This is a genomic window from Neisseria sp. Ec49-e6-T10 (genome assembly GCF_051132615.1).
Classification (GTDB): Bacteria; Pseudomonadota; Gammaproteobacteria; order Burkholderiales; family Neisseriaceae.
The window spans coordinates 2,488,955-2,506,624 of sequence record NZ_CP152375.1 but is presented as its reverse complement, the minus strand read 5'-3'; the positions used below and the strand labels follow the sequence as shown (position 1 = coordinate 2,506,624).

Below are 17,670 nucleotides of genomic sequence, written 5' to 3'. Positions count from 1 at the left end.
ATTAATCATATTTTACAATCTTAGATGAAGTAATATTCCCGTCAGCATCTATATACATGTTACAAAAACAAGACCATTTAAGGAGATTTGTTTTTGTGGAGATTGTAAAAAAATCAGGTGAGTTTTGCATAAGTTTAATCTTCTTATTCTCGTCTTCTGATAAATATTGCTTTATCTGAGATACCGTGATTTTCTCATCTTTTGGTATGTTGCAAAATTCTGAAAAATGTCTATTTGTGATCTTGTAATCTACTATTGTGGCAATTAAAAATATAGCAATAGCACTAATTATAAAAACAGGTATCCATTTTATTACTTTTTTATTCATTTCTTTTTGTTCTCACCATTTTATAAAAAGGCTCATTAATTTTTTCATACCCTATTCTACCACACTACATTAGAGGAAAAATAAGGCGAATTTGTTAAGCGAAATGGTTTTTCGTCTATTTAATTATTGTTGTTTTTATTTTAGTATTTATACTTTGGAAATAACAGCAAAAAATGAGATTATTATGTTACATAGAAGTGATTTTTTAAGAGAATTAAAAGAAACTTTCCCTGAGTTAACAAAGGATATAAATAAGCAAGGGGGGCTGCTACATTTTGAAATGACGGTCTTTTCGCTTTTTGTCGAACAGCAGATTAAACAAAAAAATCAAGATATAGTATTAAATTGCTTTCAATTAGCTGATAAATTTTATCGTTTGGGTAATTCTAAGTTAAAAAATGCAATAGATGTTTCTTTTTTGGAGCCATTGTTAATTTTAAAAACAGAAAAATGGGCATTTGATTTATTACCTCAGACATCAAAACAACTGTTTTTAGCTTTTCATGGTGAGAGTTTTCTACTTAAGCACTAAATCTACCACACTACATTTATAGAGATGGGGTGATAAAAACAAAATATGCGTTTTGAATTTTTTTTAATTTATATAATTGAATGTTTTTTAATATATAATTTATGCAAATCCCTTAACTGGATATCCCGTCATGAAAATGTCATAAAATTAATTACTATTAGGCAATAAAAAGGTGTTTACATAAGATAATGCTTTCTGATCTCTTCCTGAAAAATATCTTACTGCATGCTCTTTCATCCAGATTTCATTAAAATGATACCGAAAGTCAGCTAAATATTCATTGGGGTACAATGTCGCTTGAACAACTCTTCCATCAGGATACTCGTGTTCATATTTTGGAAAATTTTTTGGTTCAATATTTCTATTTGCTCTTAGCCAAGAGCAAAAAGCTCGGCCCTCAGAAATATCTGGAACCATATTTTCTGGTATGGTATAGCCAGCCTGCTCTAAAGGAGCAACCAAATGAAGATTCATTTCATTTAACATGGAAAAATGTGTATGAGGAATTTTTCCTCTATTTGCCAAATATCTTTGTATATGAATAGGTATAGCATGACCTTGTTGTACACCTCTAGAAAGCCACTCCCTAACCCATCGTGCTACTTGAACTGCAAATTTTGCGGAAAGCCATTGAGCTAGATGTATAGCAATATCGAGATGAACCCATGTTCCTGATTGGTAGCCACCCCTATAAACTTGAATCAGTACATTATCCGGCAACCCCGTATCCGAGGATAACTCTTTAATATATTCAGATGTACTTTGTAATCTCGCATAATCACCAAATTGCTTGCCTACTGATTTACACATTGCAGTAGCGTTAATGTAGCCATCAATAGCCCTTTGATGAATTAATCCGTTATCAGTTTGTCTAGGAATTAAATCTAGTGATTGCTGGTAATTTTCCATTATATTTAGCCATTTAAATTAACATGACAAAATATTAACAAAAACTCATCAGCATAAGAACATTTGACTAAAATTTATATTTATGATACACACAGAAGACTATTACATAGGGAGTGGCTGATTATTAATTTGGTTTCTATAGTGTAGGAGTTTTTTTAATCTATCTTTTTCATCATACCAATATAATGATAAAAATATAATTTTTCAGTTTCATCTTTTATTTGAAAAAATATTTTTTCATTTTTGGTAGGTTTTTGTTTAAAAAATATATTGTTTATATTAAAAAATAAAATAAAAATGCCAATTATCCATAATATTTTATAAGATAGTGAGGAAAATAGTAAAATTATTGAAGCGATAATACAAAGTATTAAAGTAAATAAACAGCCATTTTGTTGTTTGTATATTTTGTTGCTAACTTCAATATAAGCTGATTCCCCAATTTTGGCTATTGTTTTTTCTCTAATGGTATCATTACATTTTTGTATACGATCATCATTTTCAAACTCTGAATAATCAACAGAAAAAATAGAAACTTTATACACCCCTGGTTGAATATCAATTCTATCCCCATAAAAACTATCACATATTTCCTCTGCTCCACCAAATGCAAACTGCCCATCATACAGTCTTAACTCTTGGTTCTCAATTTCAGTTTCAACATTATATAAGAGGTCTTCAGGTATATCAGTATCAATATAGAGGTGTATTATAAAAGCCCCATCAGCCTCAGTGTGAATACGTAATAATTTTTTATCTTCCTCCAAAGCTTTTATATTACTAGTATAAGTTTCAGGCAGTCCATCGAAACTAAATAAAACTACCTCGGCTATATCTGTTGATGCTTCTAGTATTAAAGGATTCATTTTTTAATATTGATTAAATAATTATGTTCATATTATAAGCTATTTGCTTCCACTTCTATAACCCTCTTATTATGAAATTCATTCAATAGTACATCGGAATTCAGATATATCTAATTTACGGATTGTGTAAAAGTGAAGTTTATGGCGACTCCCCTCATGGAACTAAAGCAGCCTATTCTTTTTTCCCTGATTTTATTAACATACTCATAAAAACATTTTCTTGTTTAAGTTCATGTTTTTCATCAGGACTACGAACAATAATATAAATATTTTTCATGGCGGCCGATTTGTGAAAAATAATTTTATAACACTTGTCATGACCGAATCTGGAACGATGCCCAAGAAAAAGAACCTCTTTAACATCTGCTATGAGGATAGTATTGCCTTCTACCTCTATTGCATCTAAAAAAACCTTGATCTCTTTTGGAAAAAAAATACTAGGAAAAACATCCCAAATACTAATTGGGCAATTTGCATCTCTAGCTATAAGAAAAGTCATTAATATTAGAATAAAAGATACTGAAATATAGACAAGACTTAGAGAAAATAAAATACCCGATATTTGAACACCATCAAGCAAAAAAAACAAAATTGAAATAATTGCAGGGAGAATATACACAAGTCTCCAAAGATTTCTATCCATTCTAGAATTACATTTCCAATTATTTTGTTTTAGCAAATCTATATTCATAAATTATTTCCAATAATAAATTGATGGCAATAATATAAAGCATGACTATTTATATTAGTTTTCCACCTTATTTCGTAATTTATTACAATTTGCAGAATTGCGCAAACTAACGATTTTTGCAAACTGTGAATTTATATATATTAAAACTCATTTTGATATATATAAACTGGTTTATTTGTATTCTGGTATATATAAATTATTGTAGATTACTGCTGAGAATTTGGGTTGATTTTGGTTAAGATTTGATAGTTAAAACGTTCTAATAAAACAAAAGAAGATAACGTAAACAAAGGCTCTAAAGCTGTATAAAAAGTAAGCATTTATTAGAACGTTTTTTTGTAATATGATGTAGATTCAATTAGTTATGATATGAAAAATACGTGAATGCCATGCAAACGCTCTACCAACTGAGCTATACCCCCCAAATTTAGAACCAGAATTCTAACAAGCTAATCTATTATTGTAGAGAAAAAAATCTCCACTGTTGAAACAATGAGTATTTTTGAAAATACTATAACTACACTATTTATCTGGTATAAATATAAAATCCTTTAATAACAGAAGGGTCTTCTATCATATATTTAATATCAATCCGATAATTCAGGATATTAAGATAATAATTGATTTTAAAAGAAATAGGTGCATCATATGTAATAGAATGATCAGAACCATCTTCCTTATCAATAGTAGGAAGAATGTCAACCAAAGCTTTTAACATTGAAATATTACAGCCCCCTTGCAATTTATATTTTTCTCCATGAATGATTTCATGGAGAAGAAAACCTGTATTGCTCTTTTCTTTGAGGAGAATATATTTTAATTTTTTTTTATTACCACTCATTTAATTTTATAGGTTTTTACTTATTTAAATAATATTTACTCATAATTTCCCGAATATTAGCCTATACTAAACACCATTCAAAATGAATAATAACAATTAACTCAATAAAAATGTATTTACATAAAACACTTATAGTATTTATAGAGTAAAAAAGGTGGTTTCTCATCAAAAACCACAAAAATAAATCATTTATTTCCCATAGAAAAAAATAAAATAAATTTCTCAACCTTCGCTAATAGAAAAATTTATTTTAAATAAAATATAAAATTATCGTGATATTGTAACATATCAAAAAATAATTTTAGTAAAATTTAATAATTATTTATAAAAAATAAAGTCATTTTTAACCATTTAATGATAACAAAATAGTTAAGAAATAAAAAAAGTTGGTGTAAAAACACCAACTTTTTTCGTGTACAGTGAAATCTGTTATTTAATAACTTCAACAACTGCCCATTTACCATTTTCGACTTTATAAATGGTTAAACTTGCATTATTTAAATCGCCCTTATCATCATAAGACCAATCTTCAGATGTCACGCCTTTTACATGAATGGCCTTTAATTTAGGCAAGTATACTTTTGGATCAGCTGAATTGGCTTCTTTCATAGCCTGAATCATGGCTTTAGTTGCATCATAACCATAAGGAGAATAAGTGGCTACTTCTGTATTATATTTAGTTTTATATTTATCAGCATACTCTTTGCCATGGGGCATTTGATCTAAAGGTAAGCCTGCTAATGAAGCAATTGTACCTTCTGCATCTTGGCCAGCAATATCAATGAAAGTTGGGGTTTTAGTCATTTCGCCAGACACTAATGGTGCTTTAATCCCTAGACGTTTCATTTGTTTTGCCATTGGACCTGATTGTGGATCAGCACCACCATAGAAGACAACATCAGGCTCACCATTTTTAATTGCAGTTAAAATAGATTGAAAATCAGTTGCTTTATCAGTTGTGAACTGACGCGCTAATATAGTCACACCAGGAGCATCTTTTACTGCTTTTTCGAACTCATCTGCTAAACCTTGCCCATAAGCAGTTCTATCGTCAATGATGGCAATTTTTTTCGCACCTAATTTTTCAATAACATATTTTCCTAATAAACTACCGCTTTGTTTATCGCTGGTTAATGAACGGAAATTATTAGCATATCCAAGTTCTGTATACTTAGGTGAAGTACACATAGAGATATTAGGAATACTGGCATCATTGTAAATTTGTGATGCGGGAATTGCTGAGCCCGAATTAAAGTGACCAATAACGCCAGCGACACCTTTATCCACCAAACGCTCTGCAACTTGGGTAGCTGTTTTTGGATCTGCCATATCATCTTCAGGTACTAATTTAAACGTAACAGGAGAACCGTTTAGTTTAATTCCTTCAGCATTGGCTTCTTCAATAGCCATTTCAACGCCATTTTTATATTCTTGTCCATAATGTGATTGCGGACCTGTTAAGGGTGCAGAAAAACCTATTTCAACAGTGACTGCACTTCCATCAGTTGGCGTACCAGCACTGCTTGGTGATGCACTGTCTTTATTATTACAAGCCGATAAAGCCAAGGATGTAAGTAAGACTAAGGCAAGCTTCTTCATCTGATTCCTTCCATTTGTAGTGTCGTTTGGTATCAAGTTATATTAAATTCACAAACCTTATTTTCACAAAGCTTTGCAAATTTTGCCGTATATTTAACATAAATTTAATATTTGTGCACTTTATTTTTATTTATTATATTCTGATTTTGGTTCTCTCCCCATCAAATACTCTATCAATTCTTTTGCATACACTTTTTCGTCTAATAAATCACAAAGCGCATGAGTAATAGGCATATCGATTTGATATTGTTCAGATAGTTTTTTTGCCTCATATGTAGTCGGCACACCTTCGGCAACATGTCCTAAATCATTGAGAACATCAGACAATTTTTTTCCTTGAGCTAACATTAAGCCAACCTGTCTATTACGGGACAAATTACCCGTACACGTCAAAATAAGATCCCCCATACCAGACAACCCCATCATGGTACTTGGCTTGCCACCCAATGCTTGAGCTAAACGACTAATCTCGGCCAAACCTCGGGTAATTAAAGCCGCTCTTGCATTTAAACCATAATTTAGACCATCAGAAACACCTGTTGCAATAGCCATAATATTTTTTAATGCTCCACCTACTTCTACACCAATTAAATCGTTATTGGCATATAGTCGCATAATGGGCGTATTTAACTTTTGAACTAAATTTTCTAGCCAAGGAGTATTAAGTGAAGCAAGGCTGACTGCACATGGCAACCCTTGTGCCACTTCCTGAGCAAAACTTGGACCCGATAAAACACCGTGTTCCGTATGTTCAGGCCATTCTTCTGAAACTATTTGATGAGGCAATAGCCCTGTTTGTCGCTCAAAACCTTTACAAGCCCATAAAAAAGGCAAATGATTTTGCTTAAGTTGCGTGATCTTCGCTAAAGTTTCTCGTAAAGCAGCTATTGGAGTGGCACATAAAATAAGTGTAGATTGATTTAAGGCTTTTTCTAAATCATTGGTCACGATCAACTGTTCTGGAAATTGAATAGCTTTTAAATACCGATGATTCTCTCGTTCTTCTTGCATTTTTACCGCATATTCTGGCTTTCGCTCCCATAAAAAGACAGGAAAATAGCGGGCAAAATGTATGGCTAATGCGGTTCCCCATGCACCAGCACCAATAATACAGAGCTTCATACGTTTTTCTCCTTACTCAATTTTAATTTTTCATGAATATATTTTATTTTAATTCGCTGGTGTTTTTTATTCTTGTCCAAATAAATAGGTCTCTTTGATAGAACGAATTTGGTCTCGAATTTTAGCCGCCTCCTCAAAAGCTAAATCGCGAGCTGCTTTTTGCATCGCTTTTTCTAGTTTTTTCACTTCAGCAATAGCATCTTCTTCGGAATGGATTGCCTTAACTTTTTGTTTACCTTTACCTTTATGGTCTACAGAATAAACACCATCAATAATATCTTTTACTTGTTTGATAATCTGTTGCGGCACAATATTATGCGCTTTATTAAATTCGATTTGTTTTTCGCGACGTCGATTTGTTTCATCAATAGCTGATTTTATTGAATCAGTCATTCTATCAGCGTATAAAATGGCTTGGCCATGTACATTACGGGCTGCACGTCCAATTGTTTGAATTAAACTACGGTGGCTACGCAAAAAGCCTTCTTTATCTGCATCCAATATCGCCACCAAAGAAACCTCTGGAATATCCAACCCTTCTCTTAAAAGGTTAATCCCAACGAGCACATCAAACAGCCCCAAACGAAGGTCTCGAATAATCTCTACTCGTTCGACAGTATCAATATCGCTATGTAAATAACGGACTTTTACCCCCATTTCTGAATAATAGTCAGTTAATTGTTCAGCCATTCTTTTGGTCAATGTTGTGACCAATACACGTTCGTTCTTCTCTTTACGTATATTAATTTCACTTAACAAGTCATCAACCTGAGTAGATACAGGGCGAATGATAATATCTGGATCAACTAATCCTGTTGGTCTGACAACCTGCTCAACCAATTGCCCTTGATGCTCTTCTTCATATTTGGATGGTGTCGCTGAAATAAAAATCGTTTGAGGAATCAGTTTTTCAAACTCAGGAAATTTTAAAGGACGATTATCCCGTGCAGAAGGTAAGCGAAAACCATAATCCACAAGGTTTTGCTTACGAGCAGCATCACCCTTATACATCGCACCAATTTGTGGAATAGTGACATGGCTTTCATCAATAAACATTAATGCATTTTTAGGTAAATAATCCAATAATGTCGGTGGCGGCTCATCTACGGCTCTATTAGTAAAATGACGCGAATAATTTTCAATGCCTTTACAAAACCCCATTTCATATAACATTTCTAAATCAAAACGGGTTCTTTGCTCCAGCCTTTGTGCTTCAACTAAACGGTCTTCTGTTCTATACCACTTTAATCGTTGTGCTAACTCTTTTTTAATATTCTCACAAGCACGGATAACTGTATCTCTTGGCGTCACATAATGACTGGATGGAAAAACAGTATATCGCCCCACCCGATGAGAGGTCACCCCAGTTAATGGATCAAATAATGTCAGGCTTTCTACTTCATCGTCAAACAAACTAATGCGAATAGCCTCATCTGCATTTTCAGCAGGATAAATATCAATCACATCACCGCGGACTCGAAAAGTACCCCGACCAAAATCCAGTTCATTTCGATCATACTGCATCGCAGTGAGCCTTGTAATAATCTCACGCTGTGTCAACTTTTCGTTTTCTTTTAAATGTAAAATCATTTGATGATATTCACCTGGATCACCTATACCATAAATAGCAGATACCGTGGCAACGATAATCACGTCTTTTCGTTCTAATAAGCTTTTGGTTGCTGATAGTCGCATCTGTTCAATATGTTCGTTAATACTGGAATCTTTTTCAATAAACAAATCACGGCTTGGCACATAGGCTTCTGGCTGATAATAATCATAATAAGAAACGAAATACTCTACCGCGTTCTCTGGGAAAAAAGAACGCATTTCTGAATACAACTGAGCAGCCAAGGTTTTATTATGCGCCATAATAATGGCTGGTCGACCGCTTCTGGCAATCACATTAGCCATAGTATAGGTTTTTCCAGAACCCGTTACTCCTAATAAGGTTTGAAAAGACAACCCCATATCAAGGCCTTCTAATAATTGAGCAATTGCATTTGGTTGATCACCTGCAGGTTCAAAAGGTTGATGTAGTTTAAATGGACTATTATCGTATTCAATGATTGACATATTTTATATTCTAAATGTTATATTCCAGAACAAATAGCTAAGTATCGGTTCTTCTAATTGTACTGTACTAATTTACTCTTCTATTTTAAAGATGGCACCAAGAGCATATTATTCAAGAGCTTTAATTTAAGCAATGCCTTCTCTCACAAAAACAAATCTTTTGCCTTTAATAATAAAATCAGTGATCTCACACATACTGAAAACCTATATTTAACCTAAATTTACACTCTAATGCCTGACTTTATTAATAAAAATTGCTAAAGTGGAAAAATATTTTTGTTTTAAATAAGCATCACTCAAGTTTATATACGTTAACTTATTAAAAATAACCAATAAAATAAAACATATACTGTTTTATTTTATGCTAATATCCGACCATATAGAACCATATAGCTATGATTAGGCTATATACCCATGCAAAATTGATAGGTAAAACAAATGAAAAATTTCAAATATTCTTTGTTGCTTCTCTTAAGTTTGAGTATTTCCAACATTTGTTTGGCCGATACAGACCCTTTTGAAGCAGACCCTCTGGGGGCATTTTTAGAAGATCATTTTAACCAGCCCCAAATGACCACACCAGACTTAAGTTCTGGTTCTGCTATAGTCATCAATAGCAAAACAGGGGATGTATTATTTGCTAAGAATACAGAAACAGTTCGCCCTATTGCCTCAATCACCAAATTAATAACTGCCATGGTTGTGTTAGATGCACAATTACCTATGGAAGAAATGATTACAATTACCTCTGATGAAATCGATAGACGTAAAGGTACAGGCAGCAGATTAGGCATTGGCACAACTTTAAGTCGTCGCCAGTTGTTACAACTGGCATTAATGAGTAGTGAAAATCGTGCGGCTCATGCCCTAGCCAGATCATATCCAGGTGGTACAGAAGCATTTATTGCCAGAATGAACCGTAAAGTACAAGGCTTAGGAATGCGTAATACGGTGTTTTTTGATCCAACTGGGCTGGATAACCGTAATGTTTCTACAGCATCTGACTTAGCATTAGCGGTTAAAGCGGCCTATGATTATCCAATCATTCGACGTTTCAGTACCAGTACTCAAGACTTTGTAGAAAACGTTAATGGAAAAACCCTAAGCTATAAAAACTCAAATGTTTTGGTTCGAGAAGGTTTATGGGAAATTAATGTTCAAAAAACAGGTTATATCAGAGAAGCTGGCCGTTGTGTCGTCATGCATGCAAAAGTAGGACAACAACCTTTGATTATTGTTTTGCTTAATTCTCGAGACAGTAGCGCCAGAACAAATGATGCAAGAACAATTAAAACATGGTTAGAAAAACAACCTCAATTATGGTTATAATTTTTTAAATTAAGCTCATTTATAAGAAAAGTCCCTATTAAGGGACTTTTTAATATATAAGTATAATCTGGCTACTTAATTAAACTTCTAGTGTGTTATCTGTTTTTCCTGCAACTCTTTTTACCAATTTCCCGATACTCAACCCTTGGATCAAAATAGAAGCAAGAACAATAATATAGGTAATAGTGATGATCAGTTCTCGTTCTGGCCCTAGTGGCAAAGATAAAGCCAAAGCAACAGAAACCCCTCCTCTTAATGCACCCCATGTTAAAATTGCTTTTGTGCCACGAGAAACTTTACGCCATTTTGGTGAAAAGAAAACAACTGGGCTTACCGTTAGCCATCTTGCAAACAATACCAACAAAATAAGGATTCCTGCTGCAATAACATGCTGTAGATCAAAAGGTAAAATCAATATTTCCATGCCAATTAAAGCAAACAAAAGCGCATTTAGCATACTATCAAGTAATTCCCAAAAATCATCTAAATAACGACGGCTGGTATCACTCATGATATATTTTCTAATTGGGTTGCCAATAATCAAACCAGCAACAACCATGGCAATAGGGCCTGATACATGAAAAGTTGAAGCTAAAGTTGAACCACCAATAACAACGGCCAAAGTCAGCATCACTTCGATTTGATAATCATCTATTTTTCTCATCAACAAGTAAGATGCAACACCTAATAAACCACCCAAAATTACGCCACCGCCTGCCTCATGCAAAAACAACCCTAAACCAGCCTGTATGGTTGGCGTACTACCAACATGAATAATACCTAAAATAACGCTGAACAACACAACAGCAACACCATCATTAAACAGAGACTCCCCTACAATAGTCATTTCCAGCGATTTAGGTGCACCAGCAGAACGCAAAATACCCAACACAGCAATAGGATCAGTAGGTGAAATTAATGCACCAAAAACCATACAATACCAAATATTAATATGCATACCCATAAAATCAAAAAGCCAATAGCTAAAATAACCTATGAGTAAAGTAGACATCACCACACCAACTGTTGATAAAATCCCAATAGGCATCAAATATGCTTTTAAATCTTTTAAATTGACATGTAAAGCACCGGCAAACAGTAAAAAACCGAGCATCCAATTCATCAATAAATCATTAAAGTCTATTTTATGCATGAGCAATTCAACTTCATGCCCAACACCTGAAAAACCAAAGTAATCCAATAATTGCATCGCCAAGGAAGCAAGTAATGCAACTACCATCACACCTATAGTAGAAGGCAGCCCCAAAAAACGGTAATTCACAACAGCAAGCAATGTTGTTGCACAGATAAAAATCGCAAATAACTGAAGCATTTTATTCCCTTTAGTTAACACAACGGCATTTCAAAAAAACATATAATAACCGTCTAATTATCTATTAGACGGTTATTATATTAAACTACTTATTTTTTATTGTTTTTCTTACTGCTCTTTGAGCCAGCTTTTTTATTTGTTGTATTTGATTTTTTCACACTTGCCTTTTTCTCATTTTTTTTCTTTGTAGTGTTTTTAGCACTGGTATTACTTGTTTTTGTGCTACTTTTTTTATTGGCCTGTTTACGAGTTTGTGCTTTTGTGTTTTTTACTTTTGTGGATTGAGTAGATTTTTTAGTAGATTTTTTTGCTGTATTCTGTTTTTTTGTCGTTGTTTTCTTTGAAGTACTTACCTTTTTGGTATTGTTACTATTGGATGCAGAAGAGCCCTTAGCTGCGGCTTGGCGTTCCTGTTTAGTTAAGGGTACATCTCCTGGTAATGCGGGTGCAGCCAAAGCCAACCCCGTGCTGACTAACAAAAATAATACATATATAAATAATTTTTTCATTCGATAAACCATTTTCTGATAAATTTTCTTAAGCGCTACATTTTAACAGTTCATTCATCATAAATTAAGTAATCAAAAAGAAAAGTTACGTAAATTTAACCCCTATCTATATAAACACCTCTAATTTTTAGATGATTTACTTAAATAATCGATAGCCGTTTGAGCACAACACAATCCAAAACTTGCCGTAACCATCATGCTGGCACCATAGCCTGCACAAGAAAGCCCTTGTAATGACGCATTTGTCTCACAATATTGGTTATTTGGTTTTACCACACTTTCTCGTGAGAACACACAGTTCACTTTGGTAAAATCCTTTGGGTTTTGCCCAATATGATGGCGTTTTTTTAAGGTATAACGCAGATTCGCCAATAATTTATCATGGGTTACTTCTTGTAAACTGGCCACTTCTATTGCCATTGCATTTCTTCTCCCGCCTGCACCACCAGAAACAATAAATGGCTGGCGCTGCTGAAGAAAATAAGCAGCCATAGCAGCTTTTACCCTGACTTGATCAATCGCATCAATAACAAAATCAAATGGCTTAGCAAATATAATCGGGATATTCTCTTCGGTCACAAAATCTTCAATACAATGAACCACACTATTTGGATTAATTTCTTTTACTCTATTGGCTAAAGCAGTTACTTTTGGCATGCCAAATTGTGAAGTAATCGCAGGTAATTGTCGATTCACATTAGATTCTGCCACATTATCAAGATCAATAAGGGTTAATGTACCCACCCCTGTTCTAGCTAATGCTTCTACAGCCCAAGAACCAACTCCACCTAAGCCAATCACACAAACATGCGATTGCATAAAACGATTAAGTGCTGCATCAGAATATAATCGAGCAACCCCTCCAAAACGACGAGAATGTATAGAATCCATTATTAATTATCTCAACAGAGCAATAAATTTGTATAAAATCAAAATATAGTGTAAAAGCAATTGAGCAAATCGCAATTGCTTATTATACTGCGATTTCTAGCACATCAAAAAATACAAAGGGAGATTAATATGTATAAAAATCTTGTTATTGCTGTTGATGGTAGTAATACGTCTTTAAATGCATTAAAACATGCTGCAGAACTGGCAAAAATGTCTTCTGCCAAATTGACTCTAGTGACTATTGCTAATCCTACGGAATTTATGGCAATTGCCCCTGAATTTTTAGTGGACGAAAACTACGAATCTGCTGCAATAGAACAAAGCGAAAAAATTCTTGATCGTGCAGAAGAAGCAGCGAAAGAAATTGGTGTCACAAATATTGCCCGTCATCTTGCCATGTCAAATAAAGGTGCTCGAGAAATGGCGCAAATTTTGGTGGATTTTGCTGAAAGTGAACAAGCCGATTTACTTGTTTTGGGTACACATGGTCGTACAGGTTTGATGCATTTATTAATGGGTAGCTTTGCCGAAACGGTGATGCGCCAAAGTACATTACCTTTATTGATTTTACGTGGTGTGCCTCCAGAAGACAGACCTGATGATGAATAATAAAATTTATGGTGTTTTTTAATAAAATCAGCGCTACTGTGTAGCGCTGATTTTATTTTTTACGTTATGAATGCAATATGATTGATGCTGAATACTTATCTTACAACCATTGATACCAAACCTCGGAAAGATTTGTCTCTTTTATGGTTTGAGCACAACCACCACACTGCCCAGAACAAGCCACCTGACTACTTTTTTCTGTAGTAGAACATGTTTCTTTATTCTTTTGTACTATTGCTACTTTTCCTTTTTTTACCCACTGATACACCATATCTTGCATAGCAGAGACTGGAATATTAAAGTGCTTAGCTAAATGACTTAATGAAACTTCGTGATTTGCTTCAATATAGTCTTTAATCTGTAGCAATAACATTATGAGCAACATCCTCCATTTTGTTCATCAGAAGTAATTGGCCTATTTGTTACTGAATCTGACAGACCAAGCTCTTTTTTACCAAAGGCTCTTAAAATAGCAAATAATATGATCATCATGACCAACAACCCTAATAACCACATACTTGCTGAAGTAGACGCTGCTGTTCCTAACAAAGACATTTGGTAATACGCAGTTGCAAAAATCCAAGCCATGACAAAAGACCAAGTAGCGACCATCAAGGCCCATTTACTGCCCGCTTCACGATAAACAGCGCCTAAAGCAGCTGCACATGGGGTATACAAAAGAATAAAAATCAAATAAGCAACCGCGGCACTGATTGAACCAAAGGCTAATTGTATTTGAGTAATAGCATGATCATTAACAGCATTTTCCTCTTTCACCACTTCAATATCGCCATCGGCCATATTTTTACTTATGCCCATAGGATCAGCTAAATGGCTAAAGACATCAGCAATATTGGCAGGAATAGTTGCAAATGCTTCTTTCACACCATTTATCAGGCTAAAAGGTGCTGCTTCTTCCTCCTCTTTTTCACTACCAAGTTGTGCATAAAGTGAATTCAATGTACCAATAACGGCTTCTTTAGCAAATACACCTGTAAAAATACCTACAGTTGCTGGCCAATTATCTTCGTGAAGCCCCATTGGTGAAAACACAGGAGAAATCTGCCGCCCTACTGTTGAAAGAACAGATTTTTCAGTATTTTCATTGCCAAAAGAACCATCGGTTCCTAATGAATTGAAAATACTGAGCACAGTAACCATTAGGACAATAGCCTTACCTGCACGGATAATAAAACTTTTTAACCGTTCCCAACTAAGTAAGTACAACCCTTTAATTGTTGGTAAATGATAAGGAGGCAGCTCCATAATAAAGGGGGTATTCTTGCCTTTTAAAATGGAATATTTTAGTGCAAAACCTGTCAAAACGGCCACAAAAATACCTAATATATATAAACCAAAAACAACATTTTGACCATTTTTAGGAAAGAAAACTGCTGCAAACAAGGCATAAACAGGCAAACGAGCCCCACAAGACATATAGGGGATCATCATAATAGACATCAAACGATCCCGATTGCTTTCTAAAGTGCGTGTTCCCATAATGGCAGGCACATTACAGCCAAAACCAACCAGCATCGGCACAAAAGCTTTACCTGGTAAGCCAATCGCTCTCATACCACGATCGACAACCATAGCAGCTCTGGCCATGTAACCTGAATCTTCCAAAAAGGATAGGCACAAAAACATTGCGGCAATAACAGGAATAAATGTGGCCACTGTTTGAATACCTGCCCCTAAACCATTTGCCATGATGGAAATAAGCCATGCTGGCGCATTCATTGATTGCAATAAATGTGTTGTGCCTTCAACAAATATAGTACCAAACAATATGTCAAAAAAATCAATAAAGGCGGAACCAAAATTTATAGCAAGTAAAAACATTAAATACATCATAATGAGAAAAACAGGAATGCCTGTGATTCTGCCAAGCGCCCATCTATCAAGAAAATTGGTTAGCCTTTGGCTGGCTTCTCTTTCTTTTTTCAACACAGCTTTGGTTAAGTTATCAATCGCATCATAACGAGCGCCTGCTAAAGCAATATCAATTTCACCATAATATCCACTTGCCAATTGTTCCTGACATGCTTGAAGCTTTTCTTGTTCTTCTTTTGTTAAAAGAATTTGATTCTGTTCACCTAATATTAATTCAATGAGCATCCAACGACTCAATTGACGAATTTGGCTGTCTTGAGGCAACTCTTGTAAGAAATGATTGATTATTGTTTCTTGTTCTATACCTAAAGTGAGTGTCTGTTGATTGGGTTTAGTTTTATGGTGTTCAATAATGCTTTGACACAATTGCTCAATCCCTTTTTTACGACTGGCACTGACAGGAAGCACTGGACAACCCAATTGATTTTGTAATGCATCTACATCAATATGAATCCCCTCTTTTTGAGCGACATCGATCATATTGAGTACCACAATCATTGGACGATTTAAATCCAATAACTGAAATGTTAGATACAAATTACGCTGTAGATTAGAAGCATCAACAATATTAACAAGTAATGTTTCTTCATCAGATAAAACATAGTTACGAACCACTAATTCATCTTGTGAAACATCTTTTTGCATGCTTTCTATGGCATAAGTACCAGGTAAATCCACCACTTCTATTTTATGTTCTTTAAATTTTAAAGAACCTGTTTTCTTTTCAACGGTGACACCAGGCCAATTGCCGACTCTTTGTTTTGCACCAGTTAAAGCATTAAATAAAGTGGTTTTTCCACAATTAGGGTTACCAATTAGTGATATTTTTATGTGTTTACTCATGATGGCAAACCTCTACATCAATCGTAGCAGCCTCGCTTTTGCGTAAACATAATTGAAAACCCCGCATTTCAATTTGCATAGGATCGCCCAAAGGGGCAACTCTAACTACTGAAACGCGACAACCAGGTGTAATGCCCATAGCCAATAATTTTCGCCTAAAGGGTTTTGCTTCTGGTTTTAAGGCTCTAATAACCGCCATCTGGCCAAAACTCAACTGATCTAAAGTCATGCGCATCACCACATTTCTATTCTTTGAAGGTATTAATTATTTCTGATGCTAATACAAACGATAATCGATTTCAATCTCAGTGTATATGCTTTTAATAAAAATAAGCCGTTTATTGATTTAAGACAAAAAGTTAGATTTTTATCTTTAATTTTATTTTATCAAATAATTACTTAAATAAACCTGTAGACAAATAACGATCTCCTCTATCACAGCCAATAGAAACAATAGTCGCATTTTGATTTTCTTGTGCAATTTCTAGAGCGATGGTTAAGGCACCACCACTGGATGGGCCTAATAACAACCCCTCGTCTTTTGCTAATTTTCTTGTTGTTTCTTCTGCTTGTTGCCCAGAAACATATCGAATTTCATCAATTCGACTAAAATCACAAATTTTAGGTAAATACTCCTCTTCCCATTTACGAATTCCTGGAATTTGGCTACCTGTTTGTGGCTGTACACCAATAATTTGAATATTTGGATTTTTTTGTTTTAAATACTCTGAAACCCCCATAATGGTACCTGTTGTCCCCATACTGGAGACAAAATGGGTAATGTTCCCAGCTGTTTGTTCCCAAATTTCAGGCCCTGTTGACACCACATGTGCTAAAGGATTATCAGAATTAGCAAACTGATTGAGCATCACTCCTTCTCCTGCCTCAATAAGTTTATTTGCTTGATTAATGGCACCAGGCATAGACTCTTCTTTAGGAGTTAGAATCACTTGAGCACCATAGGCCTTCATAATTTGTAAACGTTCTGCACTTGCATCTTCTGGCATAACAATCACCATTTTATAACCCATAACAGCAGCGGCCATAGCTAAAGCAATACCTGTATTGCCACTGGTAGGCTCAATCAGTGTTTGCCCAGGCTTAATATCTCCTCTATTTTGGGCAGCCAAAATCATATGATAGGCAGGCCTATCTTTTACACTACCTGCAGGGTTATTGCCTTCTAATTTAATCAATACCGTACTTGTTGTATGAGATGCCATGCGATTTAAACAAACCAGAGGCGTTTGCCCAATAATATCGGCCACTGTTGCATATTGAGGTTGAATCATCTCATTT

At 34.6% G+C, this 17,670-nt stretch carries 18 protein-coding genes; 3 read left to right on the top strand and 15 right to left on the bottom strand.

The window, feature by feature from the left end; all coding sequences use genetic code 11:
• Position 1: 1 nt before the first annotated feature.
• Positions 2-328 carry a hypothetical protein gene (locus tag AADH04_RS12460; protein ID WP_434777596.1) on the bottom strand — a complete coding sequence of 109 codons (327 nt, stop codon included), beginning with the start codon at positions 326-328 and terminating at the stop codon, positions 2-4.
• Positions 329-512: 184 nt separating this feature from the next.
• Here AADH04_RS12460 and AADH04_RS12455 point away from each other — a divergent pair, with 184 nt between their 5' ends.
• Positions 513-860, top strand: a complete 348-nt coding sequence (locus tag AADH04_RS12455) for a DUF7674 family protein (protein ID WP_434777595.1) — start codon at positions 513-515, stop codon at positions 858-860.
• A gap of 147 nt (positions 861-1,007) precedes the next feature.
• Here AADH04_RS12455 and AADH04_RS12450 read toward each other — a convergent pair whose 3' ends face one another.
• The 7 genes from AADH04_RS12450 to uvrB form a co-directional block, all read right to left on the bottom strand.
• A complete protein-coding gene (locus AADH04_RS12450; protein ID WP_434777594.1) occupies positions 1,008-1,769 on the bottom strand; it encodes a KilA-N domain-containing protein in 762 nt (253 codons plus the stop codon).
• 155 nt (positions 1,770-1,924) lie between these two features.
• Entirely contained in the window at positions 1,925-2,635 is a 711-nt protein-coding gene (locus tag AADH04_RS12445) for a hypothetical protein (protein WP_434777593.1), read from the bottom strand.
• Between the two features lie 172 nt (positions 2,636-2,807).
• Positions 2,808-3,326, bottom strand: a complete 519-nt coding sequence (locus AADH04_RS12440) for a hypothetical protein (RefSeq protein WP_434777592.1) — start codon at positions 3,324-3,326, stop codon at positions 2,808-2,810.
• A 526-nt stretch (positions 3,327-3,852) separates the two neighbouring features.
• Complete coding sequence (locus tag AADH04_RS12435; RefSeq protein WP_434777591.1) at positions 3,853-4,167, bottom strand: hypothetical protein; 315 nt, start codon at positions 4,165-4,167, stop codon at positions 3,853-3,855.
• A 429-nt stretch (positions 4,168-4,596) separates the two neighbouring features.
• On the bottom strand, positions 4,597-5,766 hold the full coding sequence (locus tag AADH04_RS12430; RefSeq protein WP_434777590.1) for a branched-chain amino acid ABC transporter substrate-binding protein: 1,170 nt from the start codon (positions 5,764-5,766) through the stop codon (positions 4,597-4,599).
• A gap of 126 nt (positions 5,767-5,892) precedes the next feature.
• Entirely contained in the window at positions 5,893-6,888 is a 996-nt protein-coding gene (locus AADH04_RS12425; RefSeq protein WP_434777589.1) for an NAD(P)H-dependent glycerol-3-phosphate dehydrogenase, read from the bottom strand.
• Positions 6,889-6,954: 66 nt separating this feature from the next.
• On the bottom strand, positions 6,955-8,964 hold the full coding sequence (uvrB, locus tag AADH04_RS12420) for an excinuclease ABC subunit UvrB (protein ID WP_434777588.1): 2,010 nt from the start codon (positions 8,962-8,964) through the stop codon (positions 6,955-6,957).
• A gap of 438 nt (positions 8,965-9,402) precedes the next feature.
• Here uvrB and AADH04_RS12415 point away from each other — a divergent pair, with 438 nt between their 5' ends.
• Positions 9,403-10,293: a D-alanyl-D-alanine carboxypeptidase family protein gene (locus AADH04_RS12415; RefSeq protein WP_434777587.1), complete on the top strand. Its 891-nt coding sequence runs from the start codon at positions 9,403-9,405 to the stop codon at positions 10,291-10,293.
• Positions 10,294-10,372: 79 nt separating this feature from the next.
• Here AADH04_RS12415 and AADH04_RS12410 read toward each other — a convergent pair whose 3' ends face one another.
• The 3 genes from AADH04_RS12410 to AADH04_RS12400 form a co-directional block, all read right to left on the bottom strand.
• On the bottom strand, positions 10,373-11,626 hold the full coding sequence (locus AADH04_RS12410; protein WP_434777586.1) for a cation:proton antiporter: 1,254 nt from the start codon (positions 11,624-11,626) through the stop codon (positions 10,373-10,375).
• 89 nt (positions 11,627-11,715) lie between these two features.
• Positions 11,716-12,135 carry a hypothetical protein gene (locus AADH04_RS12405; protein ID WP_434777585.1) on the bottom strand — a complete coding sequence of 140 codons (420 nt, stop codon included), beginning with the start codon at positions 12,133-12,135 and terminating at the stop codon, positions 11,716-11,718.
• A gap of 120 nt (positions 12,136-12,255) precedes the next feature.
• Positions 12,256-13,026: a tRNA threonylcarbamoyladenosine dehydratase gene (locus tag AADH04_RS12400; protein ID WP_434777584.1), complete on the bottom strand. Its 771-nt coding sequence runs from the start codon at positions 13,024-13,026 to the stop codon at positions 12,256-12,258.
• Positions 13,027-13,155: 129 nt separating this feature from the next.
• On the opposite strand from AADH04_RS12400, the gene AADH04_RS12395 reads away from it, so the two are divergent.
• Positions 13,156-13,635 (top strand): universal stress protein, encoded by a 480-nt coding sequence (locus AADH04_RS12395; protein ID WP_434777583.1) that lies wholly within the window; start codon positions 13,156-13,158, stop codon positions 13,633-13,635.
• 100 nt (positions 13,636-13,735) lie between these two features.
• Here the strand turns inward: AADH04_RS12395 and AADH04_RS12390 are convergent, their stop codons facing one another.
• The 4 genes from AADH04_RS12390 to cysM all read right to left on the bottom strand — a co-directional run bounded on the left by AADH04_RS12390 (position 13,736) and on the right by cysM (position 17,663).
• Complete coding sequence (locus AADH04_RS12390) at positions 13,736-14,008, bottom strand: FeoC-like transcriptional regulator (RefSeq protein WP_434777582.1); 273 nt, start codon at positions 14,006-14,008, stop codon at positions 13,736-13,738.
• A complete protein-coding gene (gene feoB / locus AADH04_RS12385; RefSeq protein WP_434777581.1) occupies positions 14,008-16,371 on the bottom strand; it encodes a Fe(2+) transporter permease subunit FeoB in 2,364 nt (787 codons plus the stop codon). Before feoB ends, AADH04_RS12390 begins: the two co-directional genes overlap by 1 nt.
• Positions 16,364-16,600 carry a FeoA family protein gene (locus AADH04_RS12380; RefSeq protein WP_434777580.1) on the bottom strand — a complete coding sequence of 79 codons (237 nt, stop codon included), beginning with the start codon at positions 16,598-16,600 and terminating at the stop codon, positions 16,364-16,366. The genes feoB and AADH04_RS12380 overlap by 8 nt, the downstream gene beginning before the upstream one ends.
• Before the next feature lie 166 nt (positions 16,601-16,766).
• Positions 16,767-17,663 carry a cysteine synthase CysM gene (cysM, locus tag AADH04_RS12375; RefSeq protein WP_434777579.1) on the bottom strand — a complete coding sequence of 299 codons (897 nt, stop codon included), beginning with the start codon at positions 17,661-17,663 and terminating at the stop codon, positions 16,767-16,769.
• Positions 17,664-17,670: the final 7 nt, after the last annotated feature.